Below are 23,515 nucleotides of genomic sequence, written 5' to 3'. Positions count from 1 at the left end.
CTCGAGACGGACTCATGCGCGGTAGACAGGAAAAGCGGCCGGAGGCCGTCCACGTCGCTTCGGAGAGGAAGACATTGCCGGGGGTCACATTGCCGGACGAAACAGTGCCGGGGGACACGGGGCCGGGGGACAGGGACGACACGGGGCCGGGGGACGCGCGGCCCGAGACCGCGTCCTGGCGGTTGCTGGTCGCGTACATAAGGCCCCACCGCAGAGCGCTGCTGCTGGGCGGGGTGCTCAGCCTCGTCGGCTCGCTGGCCGGGCTGGCGATGCCGCTCCTGGCCAAGACGGTCATCGACGCCTTCGGCGAGCAGCGCTCCCTGCTCGGCCCGGTGCTCGGCCTGACCGCCGCCGTGCTCCTGGGCGCGGCCATCGGCGCGCTGGGCAGTTACGTGCTGGAGCGGATGGGCGAGGGCATCGTCTTCTCCGCCCGCCGTACCCTGGTCGACCGGATGCTGCGGCTGCGGGTGTCCGAGGTCGACCGGCTCAAGCCGGGTGACCTGATGTCCCGGGTGACCTCCGACACCACGCTGCTGCGGGCGGTGTTCACCAACGGTGTGGTCGAGACGGTCAGCTCGCTGTTCATGCTCGTGGGCGCCGTGGTGATGATGGCGGTCATCGACGGGGTGCTGCTGCTCATCACGCTGGGAGTGCTGGTCGTGGTCGGCGGGTTCGTCAGCCTGATCATGCCCCGCATCCAGCGCGCCTCGATGCAGGCGCAGGTCGCGGTCGGCGAGATGGGCGCGGTCCTCGACCGGGTGCTCCAGGCGTTCCGCACGGTCAAGGCCAGCGGCGCCGAGGAGCGGGAGATCGCCGCAGTGGGCGAGGCGGCCCGCGAGGCGCGCGACCGCGGGATCGCCGTCGCGTGGCTGACCTCGATCGCCGGTGTCTCGGCGTGGGTGTCCGCGCAGCTGGCCTTCGTGGCCGTGCTCGGCGTGGGCGGTGCGCGGGTCTCCTCGGGCTCGCTGGAGGTCTCCTCGCTGATCGCCTTCCTGCTGTACCTGTTCTACCTGGTCGCCCCCATCGGCCAGCTGGTCAACGGTTTCACCCAGGTGCAGAACGGCCTGGCCGCGGTGAAGCGGATCCGCGAGATCGAGGAACTGCCCGCCGAGGCGGCGGACGGCGCGGTGTACGAGGTCGGCAGGGTCCCGGCCGGGGTCGTCTTCGAGGGCGTCGCCTTCCGCTACGGCGACGACAGGCCGGTCGTCCACGACGACGTCTCCTTCGAGGTGCTCGCGGGCGGGCTGACCGCCCTGGTGGGGCCCTCGGGGGCGGGCAAGTCCACGGTCTTCGCCCTGCTGGAGCGGTTCTACGAGCAGCAGGCGGGGACGATCACGATCGACGGCCGCGACATCGCGGACTGGCCGCTCGCCGAGCTGCGCGCCTGTCTCGGCTACGTCGAGCAGGACGCGCCGGTGCTGGACGGGACGCTCAGGGAGAACCTCGTCTTCGCCGCGCCGGGTGTGGACGAGGCCGACATCTGGCGGGTCCTCGCCCGCACCCGGTTGGAGGATTTGGTCTCCCGGCTTCCCGAGGGGCTGGAGACCCGGGTCGGCCATCGGGGGATCATGCTCTCCGGCGGCGAGCGCCAGCGGGTCGCCATCGCCCGCGCCCTGCTGCGCAGCCCCCGGCTCCTGCTGCTCGACGAGGCCACCTCCCAGCTCGACGCGGTCAACGAGCTGCGGCTCCGCGAGGTGATCGCGGAGGTGGCGGCGGAGACGACCGTGCTGGTGATCGCCCATCGCCTCTCCACCGTGGCGGGGGCCGACCGGATCGTGGTGATGGAGGCGGGGCGGGTGCGGGCCGTGGGCACCCACGACGAGCTGCTCGCCGACGACGCCCTCTACCGCGAGCTGGCCACCACCCAGTTCCTGCTGCCCACCTAGGGTCGCGCCCCGGTGCCGGCCGTCGGCCGGCACCGCCGGCCGCGGTTCCCGGCGCCCACCTGGTCCTGCGGCCACTGGCTCGGTTGTGTAAATTCATATCGCTCATAAAGGAATAATTCGGACACTGGGCCGGGGGGCTGATTCGCTGTCCGGTGAATCGGGAATCCCCGCCTGTGCGAAGCCTCTCCTTCGCATCGGAGCGCCCATCGGGCGCTCGCCGCATTCGATCACCCGGTCCCGTCCGTGCGGGACGAGGATGGGGGCGTGACGATCGTTACGGCCACCACCGGGGGTGTCGCGGGCGTGCTGCCCGCGGCACCCCCTTTTCCGGGTTGACCTGTAGCCTCCGGGTGACCAAATATGAATACATTCATTCATTCCTGAGGGGGAGGTCGGGCATGTCCGGCAGCCGGATCGTGCGCGCGCCGCGCGGTACCACGCTCACCGCCAAGGGGTGGCCGCAGGAGGCGGCGCTCCGCATGATCCAGAACAATCTCGATCCCGAGGTCGCCGAGCATCCGGAACAGCTCGTCGTCTACGGCGGCTCGGGCAAGGCCGCCCGCGACTGGCGCTCCTTCGACGCGATCACCCGTACCCTGACCACCCTGGAGGGCGACGAGACACTGCTGGTGCAGTCGGGCCGCCCCGTCGGGGTGTTCCGCACCCACGAGTGGGCCCCCCGGGTGCTCATCGCCAACTCCAACCTGGTGCCCGACTGGGCCAACTGGGAGGAGTTCCGGCGCCTGGAGGCCGCCGGGCTGACCATGTACGGGCAGATGACGGCCGGCTCCTGGATCTACATCGGCACCCAGGGCATCCTGCAGGGCACCTACGAGACCTTCGGGGCCGTGGCCGCCAAGCGGTTCGGCGGGAGCCTCGCCAGGACGATCACCCTGACCGCCGGGCTCGGCGGCATGGGCGGTGCCCAGCCGCTGGCCGTGACCATGAACGGCGGCGTGGCGATCTGCGTCGACTGCGACCCCAGGTCGATCGACCGGCGGATCGAGCACCGCTATCTGGACGTCCGCGCCGCCGACCTCGACGAGGCGCTGCGCCTGGCGTACGAGGCCCGCGACCAGCGCAGGCCGCTGAGCATCGGGGTCGAGGGCAACGCGGCCGAGGTCGTGCCCGAACTGCTCCGCAGGGGCGCCGAGATCGACGTCGTCACCGACCAGACGTCCGCCCACGACCCGCTGATGTACCTGCCGATCGGCGTGGCCTTCGAGGACATGGCCGACGAGCGGGAGAAGGACCCGGCGGGCTTCACCCGCAGGGCCCGCCAGGCCATGGCCGCCCACGTGGAGGCCATGGTCGGTTTCCAGGACGCCGGAGCCGAGGTCTTCGACTACGGCAACTCCATCCGGGGCGAGGCGCAGCTCGCGGGCTACACCCGCGCGTTCGACTTCCCCGGTTTCGTGCCCGCCTACATCCGGCCGCTGTTCTCCGAGGGCAAGGGCCCGTTCCGCTGGGCCGCGCTGTCCGGCGCCGCCTCCGACATCGCCAAGACCGACCGCGCGATCCTGGAGCTGTTCCCCGACAACGAGCCGCTCGCCAGGTGGATCCGGCTGGCCGGGGAGAAGGTCCACTTCCAGGGACTGCCCGCCCGCATCTGCTGGCTCGGGTACGGCGAGCGTCACCTGGCCGGGGAGCGGTTCAACGACATGGTGGCCTCGGGAGAGATCGAGGCCCCGCTGGTGATCGGCCGCGACCACCTCGACTGCGGCAGTGTCGCGAGCCCCTACCGGGAGACCGAGGGCATGGCCGACGGCTCCGACGCGATCGCCGACTGGCCGCTGCTGAACGCCATGCTCAACGTCGCCTCCGGCGCCGCGTGGGTCTCCATCCACCACGGCGGCGGCGTCGGCATCGGCCGTTCCATCCACGCCGGGCAGGTCACCGTGGCCGACGGCACCAGGCTCGGCGCCGAGAAGCTCAACCGGGTCCTCACCAACGACCCGGGCACGGGGGTCATCCGGCACGTCGACGCCGGGTACGACGAGGCCGTCACCGTGGCCGAGGAGCGAGGCGTGCGCATCCCGATGCGCGAGTCCTGACCGGGCGCGGGTCGTGACCGGGATACGCGGGTCGTGACCGGGCCGTACGTGCGTCGATCCGTGTCCCGATCCGTGTCCCGATCCGCGTGCGTCGGTCCGTGTCCCGGCCCCCGTGCCCCGTGCCGCGCCCCGATTCCGGGGAGTGAATCCTCCGGGCGCCGCTCGCTTCCTCCCGGCCGGGTGTATGAACGACATCGGGGCGGGACGGGGGGAGGGAATGCTCGTGGGCCTTCGAGCGGTTGGAGGGGGCGTGGGCGACGGACTCGATCGGCTTCTGGAGGGGCGGCGGCTGTCGCCCGTCCAGCGGCGGATCGCGCGCTACCTGGGCGACCACCTGTCCGAGGCCGTCTTCCTGTCCAGCGTGGAGCTGGCCGACCGGGCCGGGGTGAGCCAGCCGTCGGTGACGAGGTTCGCGGTGGTCCTCGGGTTCGCGGGATACCCCGAGCTCAGGCAGGCGCTGCGGCCCCTCGTCGTGGGCGGCAGGAAACCGTCTCGGGCCAACGACCTGCAGACCGCGATCGACGTGGAGATCGACAACCTGCGGAGCGTGCGCGACACGCTGAGCGATCCCTCCGACCTCGCGGAGCTGGGTGCCAACCTGGCCGGATGCGAGCCCCTGCCGGTGCTGGGCCTGCGGGTGTCGAGCGGGCTGGCGACCACGTTCGCCTACTTCGCGCGCCGGATCCACCCCGACGTCCGCCTGCTGACCCACGGCGGCTCGGAGCTGGCCGACGGGCTGCACGCCGCGCGCCGGGCGGGGGCCGGCTGGCTGGTCGCGGTGGTCCTGCCCCGCTACCCGGCCGAGGCGGTGCAGGCCCTGCGGGGCGCCCGCGACCTCGGCCTGCGTACGGCGGTGATCACCGACCGGCGGGACGTGCCCTTCGAGGCCGACGTGGTGCTGGCCGCCCCCGTCGGCGAGCGGCTGGTCTTCGACTCGCACGCGGCGCCGCTGGCCCTGGCCATGGTGCTGGTGGAGGCCATGGCCGACGCGGCACCGCTGCGCACGCAGGCCCGGCTGGAGGAGTACGAGCGGATGACCGACCAGGCCGGGGTCTTCACCGAGCAGCTCGACTGACGGCGCGAGAGCCCCGCCGCGCTCCGTGGGAGGCGCCGTCGCGGGATCGGGCCGGGCCTATCCGGCGAGCCGCCTCATCGAGCCGACCGACCAGCGCAGGCTGACCGCGGACAGGACCAGGATGAGGCCGAAGGCCAGCGGGATCGAGCCGTCGGAGAAGTCGCCGTCGAACAGCGCCCGGCCGGCCTCGACCGCGTGGTAGAGCGGGTTGAACTGCGCGACCGCCCGCATCCAGTCGGGGGCCAGTGACATGGGCAGCATGATGCCGGTGAGCAGGATCAGCGGCATCGCGAAGAACTGCATGATCTGCGACATGCCGTTCTCGTCGCGCAGCGCCAGTGCCATGCCGTACGACAGGCCGGAGGCGAGCAGCCCGGTGGCGGCCATCAGCACCAGCATGAGCGCCAGCCCCGGCAGGCTGGCCCGCATGCCCATCAGAGTGGCCAGCGCGATCACCAGCAGGGCCTGGACGACCAGCACGATCATGTCGCGCAGGGTGCGGCCCAGCACGATCGCGGGTCGCCATACGGCGCTGACCGCGAGCCGTTCCAGGTAGCCGTTGCGGATCTCGTTGATCATGCCGAAGCCCACGAAGAGCGAGCCGAACAGGGCGATCATCATCATCACGCCGGGCGTGAACATCCGCAGCGTGTCGCCCATGGTGCCGCCCGCGGTGGTGTTGGCCACCAGCGGCGCGAAGAGGAGCAGGTACAGGACGGGCTGCATCAGGCCGAACAGCGGCCAGACGGGGTTGCGCAGGGTGGCCCTGAGCTCGTAGCCCAGGAACAACATCGTGTGTCGGAGCACGGGAGGTCCTTGTCGTCGTTCAGTTCGCGTCGCGCAGGGAACGGCCGGTGTGGCGCAGGAACACGTCGTCGAGCGTGGCCCGGTCCAGGGAGATCGACCGGATCGGCAGCCCTCCGGCCTCCAGGGCGCGGAGCAGGGCGGGCAGGTTGTGCTCCCCGTCGTCGAGGTAGGCGCGCAGGACGTCCTCCTCCTCGCGGACCTCCCTGACGTACGGCTCGGCGTCGAGGAGCGCCCGCGCCTCGCCGGCCCGGTCGAGGCGGAGCGTGACGACGTCGCCCGCGACCTCCTTCTTGAGCTCGGCGGGGGTGCCCTCCGCGACGACGCGGCCGTGGTCGATGATGACCAGCCGGTCGCAGAGCGCGTCGGCCTCCTCCAGGTAGTGGGTGGTCAGCAGCACGCTGGTGCCCCGCTCGCGCAGGGAGCGCACCTCGTCCCACAGGTTGGCGCGGTTCTGCGGGTCGAGGCCGGTGGTGGGCTCGTCGAGGAAGAACAGCGGCGGGTGGTTGACCAGACCGACGGCGAGGGCGAACCTGCGCTTCTGGCCGCCCGACAGCGTCCGTACGGGACGGTCGGCCAGCTCGGCCAGGTCGAACGCGGCCAGCAACTCCTCGCTGCGCGCCTTCGCCCGCGCGCGGGACATGCCGCCGATCCTGGCGGCGAGGATCAGGCCCTCGCGGCCGGGGGAGTTCTCGTCCACTCCGCCGCCCTGGCCGACGTAACCGATCTTCTCCCGCACCCTGGCCGCCTCGGTGACCACGTCGTGGCCCGCCACCCGGGCGGTGCCGGAGGTCGGGGCGACGAGGGTGGCGAGCATCCGGATCGTGGTGGTCTTTCCCGCGCCGTTCGGGCCGAGGAAGGCGAAGATCTCGCCCTCGGCGACGGAGAGATCGACGCCTTTGACGGCCTCGACCTCCCGGGGGCTGTCCCGGCCGCGCCTGGTGGTGAAGGTCTTGCGCAGGTCGTGCGCTTCGATGATCATGATTCTCCGTCGTAGGGGGTACGGAAAGGTTCGGGGAACGGCGGGGGCTCAACCGGATTTCCCGCCCGGCGAGCGTCCGCAGGCTTTCGGGGGACCGGCGTCCCGGCGCGCGGGCCGGGCCGGGGCGGATCTCAGGGCAGCTTTCCGGCCCTGACGTCGGCGACGGACGCCTCGATCCAGTCGAGCTGCGCCTGGAACTGGCGGATGTTGAGCTGGAGGCACTCGTCGATGTGCCGGGGGGCTCCGTAGCCCTGCTTGCCGCCCAGCGCGCGCCGCATCATCGAGATGGAGGCCCGCAGCTGCTCGGCCCTCGCCTCCATGGCGTTGACCAGGTCGGCGGGGGGGAGGCGGTCCATGAAGGTGAGGGCGACCTGGAAGGGGTCGACGATCGGCTTCACGAACCACCAGCTGTTCATCAGCTGCTGGTGGAAGTCGGCCCGCCCCGCCTCGGTGACGCCGTAGACCGTCTTGCCTCCCCTGCCCTGCTCGACGATCTCCAGCAGTCCCTCGTCGGCCATCTTGGCCAGGCCGTGGTAGATCGAGCCGTAGGCCACGTTGGCCCAGTTGTCGGCGCCCCAGAGTTCGAGGCGGCGCCGTACCTCGTAGCCGTGCAGCGGGCCGTCGAGCAGCACGCCGAGCAGCAGGATCCGGGTGGAGGACATATTCAAATTTGTATTCAAGTTTGAGTATGGTGTCAACCGTGCGAGAGATCAGACGTGACGACGACGGCGCCCTCGTGGGCTTCATCCGCCCGGCGGGCGAGGGCTGGGAGCCCCTGACCGTGTTCGGTTACCCGATGGGGGAGCCCTCCTCGGAGGAGGCGGCGCTGGAGGTGGTCCACCGGTCCGGGCTGGAGGTGCTGATGCGGCCCTGGTGGTTCCTGGAGGACGGGGAGTGGTACCGATGCGTGATCGTGGAGGCGGCGGCCGGCGCGGTCAGGGTCCGGCCGGACGACGCCGGTTATCCGCGTGAGAATGTTCTCGCGGTGACGCTGGAGCGTCCCGGGCCGGAGATGTTCCGCCCGGATTGGAGACCGCGCGTATAGGCGACCAATGGACGGACAGGACAGGCACGGGTTCCATGAACATGGAGTTGTGACGCTCTGTGACCATCGGGGAGGCCTGTGCCTGCGCTGCCACCATGACTGGCCGAGCCGCTGTGGGGCCGATTCCGCGCCCGGCTGTCGCAGCGGCGGATGCGCTACGACGTTCCGGTCAGGCGCAGGCGGGTACGGGGTGGGGCCGAGGGGGGCAGTGTGGCGATGATCTCAGCGAGTGAGGTCGTGGCGAGGCTGTTCCGCCAGGCTTCGTGGGCTTCGGCCATCTTCTCGGCGAGGATGCAGGGGTTCTGGCACTCCTCGGCGGACAGTGCTCCGCGTCCCTGCTGGCGGATCTCGCGGCACTCGTACGGCGAGGACGCACCGTCGACTGCCTCGACGATCTGTAGGAGCGTGATCTCGCGAGCGGGCCGGGCCAGCCGGAACCCACCGCGCGGGCCTGTCGTCGCGGCCAGCACGCCGGCCTTGACCAGTGCCTGTAGCTGCTTGGCGAGATAGGCCGCCGGCAGGTCGAAGTACTGGGCGAGCTGTGCCGCCGACGCGGTGGTCCCTACCTCGAGCTGCGCCAGCGACGTGGCGCAGTGCAACAACCATTCCGTACTCACGGGCAGCTTCATAAGCCCGATAGTATCTAAGACATCGAGGATCTTTTAAGTCCGAGATAGCGTAGGCGGCAGCACGCGAGACAGAGGAGAGATCACCATGAGGACCATGCGAATCGCCGTTGCCGGAGCCACCGGGAACATCGGGGCCCGCACCGTCGCCGTCCTGGAACAGGCCGGGCACGAGGTCGTGCGCATCAGCCGCTCACTCGGCGTGGACCTGATCACCGGCGACGGCCTCGACGCCGCCCTGACCGGCGTCGAGGTCGTCATCGACGCCACGAGCTTCACGGCAGCCGACCGGGACGACGCGGTGGCATACTTCGGCACCACCACCCGGAACCTGCTCGCCGCCGAGGAACGGGCCGGTGTCCGTCACCACGTGCTGCTCTCGATCGTCGGCGTCGACCGTATCGAAGGCAACGCGCACTACGCCGGCAAGCGTGAGCAGGAGCGTCTCGTGACCGAGGGCCCGGTGCCGTGGACGATCGTTCCCGTCACGCAGTTCCACGACTTCGCCGCGACGGTGACGAGCTGGACCGAGCAGGAGGGCGTCGCCGCGATCCCACCGCTGCTCGTCCAGCCGATCGCGCCCGCGGACGTGGCCGACATCCTCACCGAGATCGCCACGGGCGCACCGCAGGGGCGTTACCGCGATGTCGCCGGCCCTGAGCCGCAGGACCTGGTGGACATGGCCCGGCGCACCAACGACGCGCGCGGACACGCGGTCAAGCTCATGCCGACGTGGTCATCGCCGCTCGGTCCGGAGATGGCGGGCGACGTCCTCCTGCCCGGCGAGGGCGCCCGCATCGCACCGACCACCTTCGACGAGTGGCTCGCAAAGCAGTAATGGCGTCACCCCGACCCGGCACCCTGCGCTGCTGCGATCGTGGCAGGCGGCAGGGCGGCAGAACCTGAAGGACCGCTGGGGTCGTCGGTGAAGGTGCGGCGTCGTCGACCACGCTCTGGCCATGATGACAGTGTGGTCACAGGTCTTCCCGATGGCGCAGAGCGTCACAACTCCATGTTCATGGAATCTGTGCCTGTCCTGTCTGCCCGCTGGTCCCTGCCGGCCGCCTATCTGCGCGGCCCCTTAAAGAAGTTTTATCCGAAATAGGGTGATTGTTATGTCCGCACGTCCCACCGCGCTGGTCACCGGCGCCTCCAGGGGGGTGGGCGCCGCGATCGCCCGCGCCCTGGCTCCCACGCACGACCTGCTGCTCGGCGGCCGCGACACCGAGGCGCTGGCCGGGATGATCCCCGCCCTGCCCGGCGCGCGGCCCTGGCCGGTGGAGCTCACCACCGTCACGGAGGCCGACGTCGCCGGCATCGACCGGCTCGACGTGCTGGTGCACAGCGCGGGCGTGGTGACCCTGGGACGTGTCGAGGAGACCCCGGCCGAGGTGTGGCGGCGCACGATGGAGATCAACGTGATCGCGGTGGCCGAGCTGACCCGGCTGCTGCTGCCCGCGCTCCGCGCGGCGCGCGGCCACGTGGTGCTGATCAACTCCGGGGCGGGACAGCGGGCCAACCCGAACTGGATCTCCTACTCGGCCAGCAAGCACGCGCTGCGCGCCTTCGCCGACGGGCTCCGCCTGGAGGAGCCCGAGCTCCAGGTCACCACGATCTACCCGGGGCGGGTCGCCACCGACATGCAGCGCGAGGTGCGGGCCAGCGAGGGCGGCCCCTACCAGCCGGAGAACTACCTCGACCCGGACTCGGTGGCCCGGGTGGCGCTGACGGCGCTGACCGCGTCCCCCGACGCCCACATCACCGAGATCACCGTCCGTCCCGCCGCCGGGCCTCCGAACTGAGAGCGGTGCGGCGGGCCGAGGGCGCGACCGGGCTGAGGATGCGACCGGGTTGAGGATGCGACCGGGTTGAGGGTGCGGCGGGCTCGCCATTGAATGGACCCATTCACATAATGGGAGGGTGTTCGACGAGATGTGGGGTGCCATAGAGCACCTCGGACGTGACGAGCGGACCCGCGGCTACCTGCGAGACGCGTGGTCGCCCGCGGATCTGGAACTCCGGCGATGGTTCGGGCAGGAGGCCGCCAGGCGCGGCCTCGACCTGAGGGAGGACCGCAACGGCAACCTGTGGGCCTGGTGGGGTGACCCGTCGGCCCGGCCCGGCGTGGTCACCGGCAGCCACCTCGACTCGGTGCGGCAGGGCGGCGCCTTCGACGGCCCGCTCGGCGTCGTGTCGGCCTTCGCCGCCCTCGACCTGCTGCGGGCCAGGGACTTCCGGCCCGCGCGCCCTCTGGGAATCGCCTGCTTCACCGACGAGGAGGGCGCCCGGTTCGGCGTCCCGTGCGTCGGCTCGCGCCTGCTGACCGGGATCCTCGACCCGGACAGGGCGCGCGCCCTGAAGGACGACGAGGGCGACTCGCTGGCCGAGGTGCTGCGCGGGGCCGGGCGCGACCCCGGCGGGCTGGGCCGGGACGAGGAGACCCTGCGGCACATCGGCGTCTTCGTCGAGCTCCACGTCGAGCAGGGGCAGGACCTGGTCCACCGGGACGCCCGGGTCGGCGTCGCCTCGGCCATCTGGCCGCACGGCCGCTGGCGGTTCGACTTCCACGGCCAGGCCAACCACGCGGGCACCACCCGCCTGGCCGACCGCGACGACCCGATGCTGCCCTTCGCCCGTACCGTCCTGCACGCCCGCCAGGCCGCCGAGCGCAACGGCGTGGTCGCCACCTTCGGCAAGACGCGCGTGTCGCCCAACAACGCCAACGCCGTCCCCGGCCTGGTCAGCGCCTGGCTGGACGCCAGGGGCGGTGACGAGAACGCGGTCAGGGCGCTGGTCGACGAGCTGATCGACTTCTCCGGCGCCGAGGTGACCGTCGAGTCGTGGACCCCGGTCGTCGACTTCGACGCGGTCCTGCGGGAGCGGGTCGCGGCCGCAGCCGGGGGCGCGCCCGTCCTGCCGACCGGCGCCGGACACGACGCGGGCATCCTGGCGTCCGCGGGTGTGCCCAGCGCGATGGTGTTCGTCCGTAATCCAACGGGCATCTCTCATTCTCCGGAGGAACACGCGGACAGGGCCGACTGCCATGCCGGGGTCACCGCCCTCGCCGCCGTTGTGGAGGACCTGTGCGGGAGCTGAGCTACTGGTGCGAGCTGGCCTGGCTGCCACCGGGCGAGGTCGTCGCGGGGGTACTCGTCAGGGTCAAGGACACCCTGATCGTCGAGATCGTCACCGGCGTGGCGGCCCCGCCCGGCGGAGCCGTCCGGCTGGCCGGGCTCACCGTCCCCGGGCTGGCCAACGCGCACTCCCACGCCTTCCACCGCGCCCTGCGCGGGGTGACGCAGCGCGAGAAGGGCAGCTTCTGGACCTGGCGCGAGCAGATGTACGGCCTGGCGGGCAGGCTCGACCCCGACTCCTACCTCAGGCTCGCCAGGGCCACGTTCGCCGAGATGGCGCTGGCCGGGATCACCTGCGTGGGAGAGTTCCACTACCTGCACCACGGGCCGGACGGCAGGCCGTACGACGACCCGAACGCCATGGGACACGCGCTCGTCCAGGCCGCGCGGGAGGCGGGGCTGCGCATCGCGCTGCTGGACGCCTGCTACCTGACCGGCGGCGTCGGCACCCCGCTGAGCGGTGTGCAGCGGCGGTTCGGCGACAGGGACATCGACGGGTGGGCCGCGCGGGCGGAGGCGCTCGCGGCCGGCTACCGGGGCGAACGGGACGTGGAGATCGGCGTGGCCGTGCACTCGGTCCGCGCGGTCAGGGCCGAGCAGATCCCCGTGGTCGCCGAGTTCTCCCGGCACCACGGAGTCCCGCTGCACGCCCACGTCTCCGAGCAGCGCGCGGAGAACGCCGCCTGCGTGGAGGCCTACGCCGCGACCCCGGTCCAGCTGCTGGAGGCGCACGGCGCGCTCGGCCCCCGCTCGACCGCCGTGCACGCCACGCACCTGTCGGACGTGGACGTCGCGCTGCTCGGCGCCTCCGGCACGCGCGTGTGCATGTGCCCGACGACCGAACGCGACCTCGCCGACGGCATCGGACCGGCCAGGAGGCTGTTCGAGGCGGGCGCGCCCATCACGCTCGGCTCGGACAGCCACGCGGTCGTCGACCTGTTCGAGGAGGCCCGCGCGGTCGAGCTGGACGAGCGGCTGGCCACCGAGCAGCGCGGCCACTGGTCGGCCGCCGAGCTCCTGAACGCCGCCACGGCCGCGGGGCACGACTCGCTCGGCTTCGCCTGCGCGGGCATGCTCGTTCCCGGCGCGTGGGCGGACCTGGTGTCGGTGCGCCTCGACTCGGTCCGCACGGCCGGATCCGCCCCGGCGCACCTGGCCGAGACCGTGGTCTTCGCCGCCACGGCCGCCGACGTGCACTCCGTGGTGTCCGGCGGGCGCCACGTGGTCGTCGACGGCAGGCACGCCCTCGGCGACGTGGGCACCATGCTCGCCGAGGCGATCGCCGAGGCGCGAGAGGAGAAGTCGGTATGACGAGCGAGGACCGGCCGGTGACGAGCACCCTTTTCGACCGCATCGGCCTGCTCTACACGGGTGACCCGGCGCGGGAGGAGATCGAGAACGCGGCGCTCGTCGTCGAGGGCGGCGAGGTGGTGTGGGTGGGACCCGCCGGCGCGGCTCCGTGCGCCGACGAGCGGGTGGACGTGGACGGGCGCTGCGTGATCCCTGGCTTCGTCGACAGTCACGCCCACCTCGTCTTCGCGGGTGACCGCACGGCCGAGTTCGCCGCCCGCATGGCGGGCCGCCCGTACACGGCGGGAGGCATCCGTACGACGGTGTCGGCCACCCGCGACGCCTCCGACGCCGAGCTCGTGACGCGCACCGCCACCCTGGTCTCCGAGATGCTCGCCCAGGGGACGACCACGGTCGAGATCAAGAGCGGCTACGGCCTCACGGTCGACGACGAGCGCCGGTCACTGGAGATCGCGCGGGGGTTCACCGAGGAGACCACCTACCTCGGCGCGCACGTCGTCCCCCCCGACGCCTCCTCGGCCGACGAGTACGTCCGCACCGTCACCGGGGAGATGCTGGAGGCCTGCGCGCCGCACGCCCGGTGGGTCGACGTGTTCTGCGAGCGCGGGGCCTTCGACGCCGACCAGAGCAGGGAGATCCTCCTCGCCGGGGTGAAGGCGGGGCTGCTGCCGCGGATCCACGCCAACCAGCTGGGCGAGGGGCCGGGGGCGCGGATCGCCGCCGAGGTGGGCGCGGCCTCCGCCGACCACTGCACCCACCTGAGCGACGACGACGTCTCGGCGCTGTCGTCGTCGGGGGTGGTGGCCACCCTGCTGCCCGGCGCGGAGTTCTCCACCCGCTCGCCCTACCCGGACGCCCGCCGCCTGCTGGACGCCGGGGTGACGGTCGCGCTGGCCACCGACTGCAACCCGGGTTCCTCCTTCACCTCCTCCATGCCGTTCTGCGTGGCGCTGGCGGTCCGCGAGATGGGGATGACGCCGCTGGAGGCGATCAGGGCCGCCACGCACGGCGGGGCCAGGGCGTTGCGACGCGGGGACGTCGGCACGCTGCGGGTGGGAAGCAGCGGGGATCTGGTGATTCTGGACACACCCACGTACGTCCATCTCGCCTACCGGCCGGGGGTGCCGCTGGTGACGCAGGTGTGGAAGCGGGGCCGCCGCCTGGTTTGAGTCCCTTTGCGGGGGTTAGTTGCGGGCCTTGGCGGCACGTCAGGAAACCTCCTCCTTGAGGAGGAAATCCAAACCATTCTCCAGGCGTACTTTTTGAGGGAATCTTTGCCCTGGCACGTCCGTTGAAAAGACAAGCGATGTGTCTGCGCGCACGGGGCGTCAAACGAGCGAGTGGACACGTCATAAGCAGGCGGAGCGAGGTGCCATCGGATGGCAAGGCCGACGGGGAATCGGACGCAGGATCAGCATGTCTCTGATCGAGACCTGCTCGGGACCTACCTGGCAGAGATCGGACGGGTGCCCCTGCTCACCGCGGAGGAAGAGGTCGAACTCGCCAAGCGGATCGAGGCGGGTCTCTTCGCCGAGCAGTTGCTGGACGGTGGGTTGGGTGGATTGACGGAGCCGCGGATCGGGGACGCGGCCGATGAGGAGCTCGAACGACTGGCCGTTTCCGGGCGGAGGGCCAAGGATGAATTCATCCAGGCCAATCTACGTCTTGTGGTGGCCGTCGCGCGCAAATATTCGGGGCGGGGAATGCCGCTGATCGATCTAGTCCAGGAGGGAAACCTGGGGTTGGTCCGCGCGGTCGAGAAGTTCGACTATCGGCGCGGTTACAAGTTCTCGACATATGCCACGTGGTGGATCAGGCAGTCGGTGGGGCGCGCCATCCACGAGCAGGCCCGGCCGGTGCGCCTGCCCACCCACGCGGGCGAGCAGATGACCAGGCTGATGCGGGTCCGCCGCGACATGCTGGCCGAGTTCGACCAGGAGCCGACCGACGCCGACCTGGCGACGGTGCTCGAACTTCCCATCGAGCGGGTCCGTGAGCTCCGCCGCTGGGCCTCCGACCCCGTCTCCCTGCAGCTGGGCGTGGGCGACGAGGACGAGACCGAACTCGGCGACATGATCGCCGACGACACGTGGGCCGATCCCGAGCAGCAGGCGATGGACATCCTGGAGCGCGAGCGCCTGGAGGTGTGGCTGACCGGGTTGGAGGGGCAGACCCGCGAGATGCTCCGCTGGCGCTACGGCCTGATGGACGGCCGCGAGCACACGCTGACCGAGGTCGGCGAGCGCTACGGCATCGGCCGCGACCGCGCCCGCCGGATCGAGCGTGACGCCCTGGCCCGGCTGCGGAAGATGGCCACGGCCGCCTGATTCCCACGATTCGGCACGGTCTCGTTTGGACCGTGCCGGATCGGTTTCTTTTGCAGTGGGTCTTGTCGCCGCGGCGGTTCCATGGCTGCTCACGCTTGGTGGGTTCCACGGTTGTTTCGCGCTTTGGTCGGTTCCATGGCTGTTCAGGCTGTCCCGGTTCCATCGCCGTGGTGGATGCCGTCGCCGTTCACGCTGCGGTGGGCGGGTGCTCCGGACGGCCGTCTCAGGTGATGTCCTGTGGTTCAGGCCTCCGGCCTGCGCGGGCGTGATGGTTGCGGGCTCTTTTCAAGCCGTCCGGGGGTCCGCGTAGCCGAGCGTGGGAGCGGTCGGCCGCCTCCTCGGAGGCCTGCGGCCATGAACAGACCAATCCACGCGCACGCAATGTACGAAGTCGTTACCGTTAAGAGCATGATCATCTGGGTCGCTTCGTTTCCCCGATCAGGCAACACCTTCCTCCGCATCGTCCTCAAGCAGCTGTACGGCGTGTACACCTCCACCGTCTACGACGTCGACGGCGTAGCCGCGCGGCTTGGTCCTGACCTGATCGGCTTCGAGGAGCGTCCCGCCTCGATCGAGGAGATGCGCGCCTCCGAGAAGCTGTATTTCGTCAAGACGCACCGGCAGCGTGTCGGGGAAGAGGACCGCGCGATCTGTCTCGTCCGAGACGGCCGCGACTCCATAACCTCATGGGCCCACCTGACCGGTGCGCCTGATGTCGAGGCGGAGCTCCGCGCGATGATCGACCGCCGTGACGAGGTGGGAACGGGCAGTTGGGGCCGGAACGTACTGAGCTGGCTACGTCCGCCCGCGCCCCATCGCGTGATGCTCCGCTACGAGGAGCTGATTCGCGAGCCGCGACGGACCGTCGAGAAGGTGCTGGCCACGCTGGCGCCGACCCTGCGGCCACTGCCTGATGCCCGCGTTCCCACCTTCGCAGAGCTTCACCGGGTCGATGGCGGCTTCTTCCGGAGAGGACACACAGGCACACACTCGGACGAGCTGCCAGAGGAACTGCACCAGCTCTTCTGGTCCCGCCCCGATAACGTCACGGCCATGGAGTTGCTTGGGTATTCACGCGATGCGTGAAGGTTGTCGTTCACCACTTGCGGCGCATAGAGGCACCGAAGGCTCATGGAAGCACCCTTGACCGCGACTCAGATCATCAGTCGGCCCTCTTCGAAGATTTGCGCAGGTGAGCCAGGGCCGTCAGGTTGAAAAAAGCTCATGGTCCGTGGTGCCGCGTCCCACGTCTTGTTAGCTGCTTTGAGGGGATTTCGGCTACTTTCACGCGATTTTTCCGTTCTCGAAAACGCCCGGCATCACCGCTGGGATTCCTCGCCGCTTTCGAGGTAGGACAATCACGTTAAATCGGATATTTATGGTATGTAGATTGGCCAGGGTGTCTTCATGGGGCCGGTTGTGTGGCGGGTCGGCCACTACGGAGAGCCTTGACATTCGCCATCATCGTCAACAATGAATCTCTTATTCTGGCATATTAGGTCAAACGTGGACTTAATTTGCGTATTGTAACGCGAGCTTTGACCATTTACCGTGTTTCGTATGTCAGACATCTCTCGACGTAGCGCAATTGCCGCATTGGCTCCCGCGGTCGGGGCCGCTGTCGCCGCGCAACTGACCGGGAGGCCGGCGATCCCGGCCCCCGATCCGGGCGACCACCAGCATGTTCCGGCACAAACCGCGGGGTCCGCGCACGCCGGCTTCAGGTCGGGAACCCGGGTGGACAATGGAAAGAACGGATTTCATCCGACGACGCTCCTCCGTGATTTCGACAGGGGGAGAACGTCTGCGCTGTCCGGTGGGAGGACGCTTCGAGAATGGACATTGGTGGCGCGAGAGAAGCCGATCGAGGTGGCTCCCGGAGTCGTGTTCCCCGCCTGGACCTATAACGACAGGATTCCCGGACCCACGCTTCGCGCGAATGAGGGCGACCGTCTGAGAATCACCCTCGTCAATTACTCGGCACACGCGCACACGCTTCACTTTCACGGGCTGCACGCGGCGGAGGTCGACGGGGTCGCGGGAATAGGCCTCGGCCTGGTCCAGCCGGGCGAGCGGACGGTGTACGAGTTCGACGCGGAGCCGTTCGGCGTGCATCTGTACCACTGCCACGTGACGCCGCTCGCCGCCCACATCGCCAAAGGCCTGTACGGCGCCTTCGTCATCGACCCGAAGGGCTCGCGCAGCGAGGCCGACGAACTGGTGATGGTCATGAACGGGTTCGACACCAATTTCGATCGCTCGAACGAGCTGTACGCGGTCAACACCATCCCCTTCGCGTACATGGGAGAGCCGGTGAAGGTGACCGTCGGCGAGCTGGTGAGGATCTATCTCGTCAACATCCTCGAGTACGACCTCGTCAACTCCTTCCACGTCCATGGAAACTTCTTCGACTGGTATCCGACCGGCACGTCACCGCGCCCGGCTGAGCACACCGACACCGTGATGCTGTGCCAGGGCCAGCGGGGAATTCTCGAGATGACGTTTCCGCGCCAAGGGCGCTTCATGTTCCACGCGCACCAGTCGGAGTTCGCCGAGCTCGGCTGGATGGGCCTCTTCGAGGCCGGTTGCGGTGGCACCGCTGCCACCGGCTGCGAAAGGAACCGGTGACGTGGAGGAACGCCGGGCACGTCATCCGAGTGGCACCCGCCTGAACACATGGCTGCTCGGTCTCCTGCCGTTGTGCGTCATCGCCGTCGCCGTCGCGGGGCTCGCCGTTCTGGACGGCCCCGGCCTGACCTCGCGCAACGGCCCTCCGGCCGAGGAGCTCACGGTGGAGCGGACGATACTCGGCGCGGGCTCCATCGAACTGGTCGTGCGTAACCAGGGCGCCGATCCGGTCGCTCTCGTCCAGGTCGCGGTCAACGACGCCTTCACCGACTTTCGGACGAGCGAGCCGGAGATCGGCCGCCTCGGCTCCGCCAACGTTCGGATCACCTACCCATGGGTCGACGCGGAGGCCTACGAGGTGACGCTCCTCACCTCCACCGGAGGCGTCGTCACCCACGACATCCCCGTCGCCGTCACGACCCCCGACCCGTCTGGATTCATCGGCCTGATGACGCTCCTGGGGACATACGTCGGGGTGATCCCCGTGGCCATCGGGATGCTCTGGCTGCCGTGGCTGCGGCGCGTACCTCCCTCCTGGATCCGCGCCCTGATGGCACTGACCATCGGCCTGCTCGCCTGGCTGGCGATCGACGCGGCACTCGAAGGCATGGAGGTCGCCAACGCCGGTGCGAGCGGGCTCGGCGGCGCCGGACTCGTGGCGATGGGCGCCGTCGCCGCGTACCTGCTGCTGTCCGGCGTGCACGCCTGGATGGCCGCACGACCGGGACAGGCGGGCGGCCACCGCCTGGCGCTGCTCGTGTCCGTCGGCATCGGCCTGCACAACCTCGGCGAAGGACTCGCGATCGGCTCGGCCTACGCCGTCGGCGCGCTCGCCCTCGGCGCGACGCTCGTCGTCGGCTTCACGATCCACAACACCACCGAGGGCCTCGCCATCGTCGCCCCGGTCAGCGAGGAACGCGTCTCACCGCCGAGGCTGGCACTGCTGGGCCTCGTCGCCGGCGGCCCGGCCATCCTCGGCGCCTGGCTCGGCGCCGCCACGGTGCAACCCGCGATCGCCGCGCTGCTGCTGGGTCTGGGGGTCGGCGCGATCGTGCAGGTGATCCTCCAGATCGCGCCATCGGTACGTGACGAGACCGGACGGCTGCTGCACCCTCTCGGCATCGCCGGCATCCTCGCCGGAATGGCCCTCATGTACGCCACGGGCCTCCTGACCTGACCCCGCCACGCGCGACGAGATCCGCCTCGTGAAAGTCGCCGCGGCTCGAAAGGAGCCCGTAACCACCGCGCCCGAGCAGGCCGGAGGCCTGAACCACGGGACATCGACCGAGACGGCCGTCCGGAGTGCCCGCCCACCGCGGCGTGAACGGCGGCGGGGCCGATCCGTTGCCCGGGTGAGGCCGTGGCCGGGGGCTGCGGCTCGGCTTCCGCCCGGATCGAGTGGGCGTGACGCCGATCATGAACGGGGGTGTCGAAGTCTCTGCGAACCCCTAGGCGGAGGTCATCTGGGCCCTTTTACGGTCAACCCCAGGTTATGGCGCACCGCATCCGAAACATGGCTGAAACACCATGCGGCCGAGATTCACAGATGTGAAACACACAAGGTCGCACCTTGAAACGGTGGAAGAACACGCTGTGGCGCAACGTCAGTGCGCGGCCGGTCGATGGAGCCCAGGAAGCGATCACTGCGACTGTGAAACCGGCCACACGCCATTTGTAAGGGAGGGTCGCGTCGAATGAAGATCGATAGCGGCACCACTGCCTGGATGCTCACAGCCACCGCCTTGGTGCTGTTGATGACTCCCGGCCTTGCGTTCTTCTACGGAGGAATGACCAGGGCCAAGAGTGTCCTGAACATGATGATGATGTCGTTCGTCAGCATCATCACCGTCACCATCGCATGGGTGCTTTACGGGCACTCGCTGACCTTCACCGACAACGGCAGCGAGCTCGTCAACAAGTTCATCGGCGGCTTCGACGCCCTTGGGCTGCAGAGCCTGGTCGACACCGCCACCAAGGACGATGGCACGGGTATGCCGAGCCTGGTCTTCTCGGCCTTCCAGCTCACTTTCGCGATCATCACCGTCGCGCTGATCAGCGGTGCCATCGCCGACCGCGCGAAGTTCGGCGCCTGGGTGCTGTTCACCATCGTCTGGGCGACCATCGTCTACTTCCCCGTGGCCCACTGGGTCTGGGGCAATGGCTGGCTGTTCAACCTCGGCATCGAGGACTTCGCCGGTGGCACCGTGGTCCACATCAACGCGGGAGCCGCGGCGCTGGCGCTGGCGCTCGTGCTCGGCAAGCGCGCCGGCTGGCGCAAGGAGCCGATGCGGCCGCACAACCTGACCCTGGTCCTGCTCGGCGCCGGTCTCCTGTGGTTCGGCTGGTTCGGCTTCAACGCGGGCTCCGAGCTCGCGGTGGACGGCACCGCCGGCCTGGCGTTCATGAACACCCAGATCGCCACCGCCGCCGCGGCGGGCGCCTGGCTCGTGGTCGAGAAGATGCGCGACGGCCACGCCACCAGCCTCGGTGTCGCCTCCGGCGCCGTCGCCGGTCTGGTCGCCATCACCCCCGCCTGCGGTTTCGTGGACCCCTGGGCGGCCCTCGTCCTCGGTCTCGTCGCCGGTGCGGTCTGTGCCTACGCGGTGGGCCTGAAGTACAAGTTCGGCTACGACGACTCCCTCGACGTGGTCGGCGTGCACCTGGTCGGCGGTGTGATCGGCGCGGTCTCCCTGGGTTTCATCGCCGCCTACCCGTTCCTGGAGCAGCAGAGCACCGGCCTCTTCTACGGTGGCGGTGTCAAGCAGCTGGGCCTGCAGGTTCTCGGCCCGGTCGCGGTCGGCGCCTACTCCTTCATCATCACCTGGATCATCGCTAAGATCATCGACAAGACGGTCGGCTTCCGCATCGGCGCCGAGGAAGAGATCACCGGCGTCGACATCACCTCCCACGCCGAGACCGGTTACGACCTCGGCACCATCCACTCCTCGGGTGTGGCCGCCGTCAACGGCCCGGCCCCCACCCCGGCGTCTAAGAAGGTGGACGCATGAGACTCATCACAGCGATCATCAAGCCGTTCAAGCTCGACGACGTGAAGGCGGCCCTGGAGCAGTTCGGGGTCAAGGGCATGACGGTCAGCGAGGCCAGCGGCTACGGCCGCCAGCGCGGTCACACCGAGGTCTACCGCGGCGCCGAGTACCAGGTCGACCTGGTGCCCAAGGTCCGCCTCGAAGTGCTCGCCGAGGAGGAGGACGCCGAGGACGTCATCGACGTCATCGTCAAGGCCTCGCAGACCGGCAAGATCGGTGACGGCAAGGTCTGGTCCGTTCCGGTGGACACGGTCGTTCGCGTCCGCACCGGGGAACGCGGACCCGAGGCGCTCTAACCGGTGAGAGGCGACACGCGCTCGTACGCCGCGGCCCGTAAGGAACGGGCCGCGGACATCGACCGCTGGCTGACGGACCTGGTCCGCACCGCGGTCGGCACGCCGTACGGGCCCAACGGGGGAACGACGAGAAACGACGAGCGCGGCGCCCTCACCGGAGTCGCGCTCGTCGCGGTCGGGAGTCTTGGACGCTCCGAGCTCGCGCCGGGCAGCGACCTCGACCTGGTCCTGCTCCACGACGGGCGGGAGGACGTGGCGCGCGTCGCCGACCGCATCTGGTACCCGATCTGGGACTCCGGGGTGGGGCTCGACCACTCGGTGCGGACGGTGGACGAGGCGGCCAAGGTCGCCAGGGAGGACCTCAAGGCGGTCCTCGGCCTGATCCAGGCACGGCACGTGGCGGGAGACCCGGAGCTGACCCGCTCGGCGCGCGAGATCGTGCTCGCCGAGTGGCGTGCCGACTCCCGGCGCCGCCTGGGCGAGTTGCGCGACGCCGCCGACAAGCGGGCGGAGGCCAGCGGGGAACTGGCGTTCCTGCTCGAGCCCGACCTCAAGGACTCCCGCGGCGGCATCCGCGACGTGCAGGCGATGCAGGCCGTGGCGGCGGCCTGGGTCGCCTCGGCGCCCGGCCCCCGGGTGCGCGAGGCCTACGAGCTCCTGCTCGACATCCGGCACGGCCTGCACCTGGTGACCGCCCGCGGCGCCGACAGGCTGGTGCTCCAGGAACAGGACGCCGTCGCCGGGATGCTCGGCCTGCTCGACGCCGAGGCGCTGATGCGCAGGCTCGCCGAGGCCGCCAGGACGATCGGGCACGCCTTCGACGCCACCTGGCGCACCGTCGACCGGTTGCTGACCGGCCCCACCCCCCGCGGCCGCCGCCCGCTCGCCGACGGCGTCGTCGAGCATGGCGGGGAGGTCGTGCTCGCCCGCGGGGTCAACCCGCGCAAGGACCCGGTCCTGGTGCTGCGCGCCGCCGCGGCGGCGGCCGAGGCGGGGTTGCCGCTGGCACCCGCCACGGTCACCACGCTGGCCTCCCAGTCGCCGCCGCTGCCCGTGCCCTGGCCGGACGAGGCGCGTGACGCGCTGGTGGCACTGCTGGGCGCCGGTCGCGCGGCCGTGCCGGTCTGGGAGGAGCTGGACCAGGCGGGGGTGCTGGTCCGCCTGCTGCCGGACTGGGAGCGGGTGCGGCACCGCCCGCAGCGCAACCCGGTGCACCGCTACACCGTCGACCGGCACCTGATCGAGGCCGCCGCCGGCGCCGCCTCGTTCACCCGCGAGGTCTCCCGGCCCGACCTGCTGCTCATCTCGGCGCTCCTGCACGACATCGGCAAGGGATACCCCGGCGACCACTCCACCACCGGCGCCGTCGTCGCCCGCGACATCGGGGCCCGGATGGGCCTGCCCCCGGCCGACGTCGACATCCTGGAGACCGTGGTCCGCCACCACCTGCTGCTGCCCGAGACGGCCACCCGCCGCGACCTGGACGACCCGGTGACGATCTCCCGGGTGGCCGAGGCCGTCGGCTCGCGCGAGGTCCTCGAACTGCTGGCGGCCCTCGCCGTGGCCGACGGCCACGCCACCGGGCCCGCCGCCTGGAACTCGTGGAAGGCCTCGCTCGTCGCCGACCTGGTACGCCGGGTCCGCTCGGCGCTCTCGGGAACCCCGCTGCGCCCCGCGCCGTCCCTCTCGGTGGAGCAGGCGTCCCTGGCCCGCCACGGCGGCGGCGCCGTACGCGTCAACGGGGGAGCGGTCACCGTGGTCGCGCCCGACCGCGCCGGGCTGCTCTGGCGCGCGGCCGGGGTGCTGGCCGCGCACCGGATGGTGGTCCGCGCCGCGTCGGCCGCCTCGGCGGGGACGACCGCCGTGATCGAGTTCTCGGTCGTGCCCGAGTACGGCTCGCCGCCCGACCCCGCGACGCTGGAGGCCGACCTGCGCCTGGTGCTGGCCGGCCGCCTCGACATCGAGCAACGCCTGGCCAGGAGGACGAGGTCGATGCGCCCGGCCCGGGTGCCGGTGGCGCCGCCGAGGGTGAACCTGGTGGACGACGCGTCCAACACCGCCACCGTCATCGAGGTGCGGGCCCATGACCGTCCGGGACTTTTGTGGCGGATTGGTAGAGCATTCGGTGAATGTGGCCTTGACGTACGGGCCGCCCGTGTGGAGACTCTCGGCGCAGAGGCGGTGGACGTCTTCTACGTGGTCGACAGAGCCGGCCGTCCGCTGACCGACGAGGTCCAGCGGGCGCAGGTGCGCGATCAGGTGCTGGCTGCCCTGCGGTAACCGTAAAAAATCGGTCCCTC

General features: G+C 70.4%; 20 protein-coding genes. 16 read left to right on the top strand and 4 right to left on the bottom strand.

Annotation, left to right across the window (positions count from 1 at the left end; genetic code table 11):
* Nucleotides 1-104: 104 nt before the first annotated feature.
* The 3 genes from ACTOQ3_RS30775 to ACTOQ3_RS30765 all read left to right on the top strand — a co-directional run bounded on the left by ACTOQ3_RS30775 (nucleotide 105) and on the right by ACTOQ3_RS30765 (nucleotide 5,015).
* Nucleotides 105-1,886, top strand: a complete 1,782-nt coding sequence (locus ACTOQ3_RS30775) for an ABC transporter ATP-binding protein (RefSeq protein ID WP_440086931.1) — start codon at nucleotides 105-107, stop codon at nucleotides 1,884-1,886.
* Nucleotides 1,887-2,284: 398 nt separating this feature from the next.
* Nucleotides 2,285-3,940: a urocanate hydratase gene (gene hutU / locus ACTOQ3_RS30770; RefSeq protein WP_440086930.1), complete on the top strand. Its 1,656-nt coding sequence runs from the start codon at nucleotides 2,285-2,287 to the stop codon at nucleotides 3,938-3,940.
* A 250-nt stretch (nucleotides 3,941-4,190) separates the two neighbouring features.
* Complete coding sequence (locus tag ACTOQ3_RS30765) at nucleotides 4,191-5,015, top strand: MurR/RpiR family transcriptional regulator (protein ID WP_440071244.1); 825 nt, start codon at nucleotides 4,191-4,193, stop codon at nucleotides 5,013-5,015.
* Nucleotides 5,016-5,072: 57 nt separating this feature from the next.
* Here the strand turns inward: ACTOQ3_RS30765 and ACTOQ3_RS30760 are convergent, their stop codons facing one another.
* From ACTOQ3_RS30760 to ACTOQ3_RS30750, 3 genes are all read right to left on the bottom strand, one after another.
* Nucleotides 5,073-5,822, bottom strand: coding sequence for an ABC transporter permease (locus tag ACTOQ3_RS30760; RefSeq protein ID WP_440086929.1), 750 nt, complete (start codon nucleotides 5,820-5,822; stop codon nucleotides 5,073-5,075).
* A gap of 19 nt (nucleotides 5,823-5,841) precedes the next feature.
* On the bottom strand, nucleotides 5,842-6,801 hold the full coding sequence (locus ACTOQ3_RS30755) for an ATP-binding cassette domain-containing protein (RefSeq protein ID WP_440086928.1): 960 nt from the start codon (nucleotides 6,799-6,801) through the stop codon (nucleotides 5,842-5,844).
* Between the two features lie 131 nt (nucleotides 6,802-6,932).
* Nucleotides 6,933-7,463: a PadR family transcriptional regulator gene (locus ACTOQ3_RS30750; protein WP_440086926.1), complete on the bottom strand. Its 531-nt coding sequence runs from the start codon at nucleotides 7,461-7,463 to the stop codon at nucleotides 6,933-6,935.
* Nucleotides 7,464-7,501: 38 nt separating this feature from the next.
* Here ACTOQ3_RS30750 and ACTOQ3_RS30745 point away from each other — a divergent pair, with 38 nt between their 5' ends.
* Nucleotides 7,502-7,846 carry a hypothetical protein gene (locus tag ACTOQ3_RS30745; RefSeq protein WP_440086925.1) on the top strand — a complete coding sequence of 115 codons (345 nt, stop codon included), beginning with the start codon at nucleotides 7,502-7,504 and terminating at the stop codon, nucleotides 7,844-7,846.
* A 155-nt stretch (nucleotides 7,847-8,001) separates the two neighbouring features.
* On the opposite strand, the gene ACTOQ3_RS30740 is transcribed toward ACTOQ3_RS30745, so the two are convergent.
* Nucleotides 8,002-8,463, bottom strand: a complete 462-nt coding sequence (locus ACTOQ3_RS30740) for an RrF2 family transcriptional regulator (protein WP_440086924.1) — start codon at nucleotides 8,461-8,463, stop codon at nucleotides 8,002-8,004.
* Between the two features lie 106 nt (nucleotides 8,464-8,569).
* On the opposite strand from ACTOQ3_RS30740, the gene ACTOQ3_RS30735 reads away from it, so the two are divergent.
* The 12 genes from ACTOQ3_RS30735 to ACTOQ3_RS30680 all read left to right on the top strand — a co-directional run bounded on the left by ACTOQ3_RS30735 (nucleotide 8,570) and on the right by ACTOQ3_RS30680 (nucleotide 23,495).
* A complete protein-coding gene (locus tag ACTOQ3_RS30735; protein ID WP_440086922.1) occupies nucleotides 8,570-9,310 on the top strand; it encodes an SDR family oxidoreductase in 741 nt (246 codons plus the stop codon).
* A 277-nt stretch (nucleotides 9,311-9,587) separates the two neighbouring features.
* On the top strand, nucleotides 9,588-10,274 hold the full coding sequence (locus ACTOQ3_RS30730) for an SDR family oxidoreductase (protein ID WP_440086921.1): 687 nt from the start codon (nucleotides 9,588-9,590) through the stop codon (nucleotides 10,272-10,274).
* 130 nt (nucleotides 10,275-10,404) lie between these two features.
* The gene (locus tag ACTOQ3_RS30725) at nucleotides 10,405-11,568 is read left to right on the top strand and encodes an allantoate amidohydrolase (RefSeq protein ID WP_440086985.1); all 1,164 of its coding nucleotides are present in this window, start codon (nucleotides 10,405-10,407) and stop codon (nucleotides 11,566-11,568) included.
* A complete protein-coding gene (locus ACTOQ3_RS30720; RefSeq protein WP_440086920.1) occupies nucleotides 11,556-12,917 on the top strand; it encodes a formimidoylglutamate deiminase in 1,362 nt (453 codons plus the stop codon). The genes ACTOQ3_RS30725 and ACTOQ3_RS30720 overlap by 13 nt, the downstream gene beginning before the upstream one ends.
* Nucleotides 12,914-14,086: an imidazolonepropionase gene (gene hutI, locus ACTOQ3_RS30715; RefSeq protein ID WP_440086919.1), complete on the top strand. Its 1,173-nt coding sequence runs from the start codon at nucleotides 12,914-12,916 to the stop codon at nucleotides 14,084-14,086. Before ACTOQ3_RS30720 ends, hutI begins: the two co-directional genes overlap by 4 nt.
* A gap of 210 nt (nucleotides 14,087-14,296) precedes the next feature.
* The gene (locus tag ACTOQ3_RS30710) at nucleotides 14,297-15,244 is read left to right on the top strand and encodes a sigma-70 family RNA polymerase sigma factor (RefSeq protein ID WP_362680216.1); all 948 of its coding nucleotides are present in this window, start codon (nucleotides 14,297-14,299) and stop codon (nucleotides 15,242-15,244) included.
* A 408-nt stretch (nucleotides 15,245-15,652) separates the two neighbouring features.
* Complete coding sequence (locus tag ACTOQ3_RS30705; RefSeq protein ID WP_440086918.1) at nucleotides 15,653-16,330, top strand: sulfotransferase domain-containing protein; 678 nt, start codon at nucleotides 15,653-15,655, stop codon at nucleotides 16,328-16,330.
* 474 nt (nucleotides 16,331-16,804) lie between these two features.
* Nucleotides 16,805-17,872, top strand: a complete 1,068-nt coding sequence (locus ACTOQ3_RS30700; RefSeq protein WP_440086917.1) for a multicopper oxidase domain-containing protein — start codon at nucleotides 16,805-16,807, stop codon at nucleotides 17,870-17,872.
* Nucleotide 17,873: 1 nt separating this feature from the next.
* Nucleotides 17,874-19,049: a ZIP family metal transporter gene (locus tag ACTOQ3_RS30695; protein WP_440086916.1), complete on the top strand. Its 1,176-nt coding sequence runs from the start codon at nucleotides 17,874-17,876 to the stop codon at nucleotides 19,047-19,049.
* Between the two features lie 517 nt (nucleotides 19,050-19,566).
* Complete coding sequence (locus ACTOQ3_RS30690; protein ID WP_440086915.1) at nucleotides 19,567-20,880, top strand: ammonium transporter; 1,314 nt, start codon at nucleotides 19,567-19,569, stop codon at nucleotides 20,878-20,880.
* Nucleotides 20,877-21,215, top strand: a complete 339-nt coding sequence (locus ACTOQ3_RS30685; RefSeq protein ID WP_329091194.1) for a P-II family nitrogen regulator — start codon at nucleotides 20,877-20,879, stop codon at nucleotides 21,213-21,215. Before ACTOQ3_RS30690 ends, ACTOQ3_RS30685 begins: the two co-directional genes overlap by 4 nt.
* Before the next feature lie 3 nt (nucleotides 21,216-21,218).
* The gene (locus ACTOQ3_RS30680) at nucleotides 21,219-23,495 is read left to right on the top strand and encodes a [protein-PII] uridylyltransferase (protein ID WP_440086914.1); all 2,277 of its coding nucleotides are present in this window, start codon (nucleotides 21,219-21,221) and stop codon (nucleotides 23,493-23,495) included.
* Nucleotides 23,496-23,515 lie beyond the last annotated feature (20 nt).

This window comes from Streptosporangium sp. LJ11, from assembly GCF_051918945.1.
Taxonomy (GTDB): Bacteria; Actinomycetota; Actinomycetes; order Streptosporangiales; family Streptosporangiaceae; genus Streptosporangium.
Note: the sequence above shows the minus strand (reverse complement) of the source record. Positions and strands in the feature narration are given on the sequence as shown.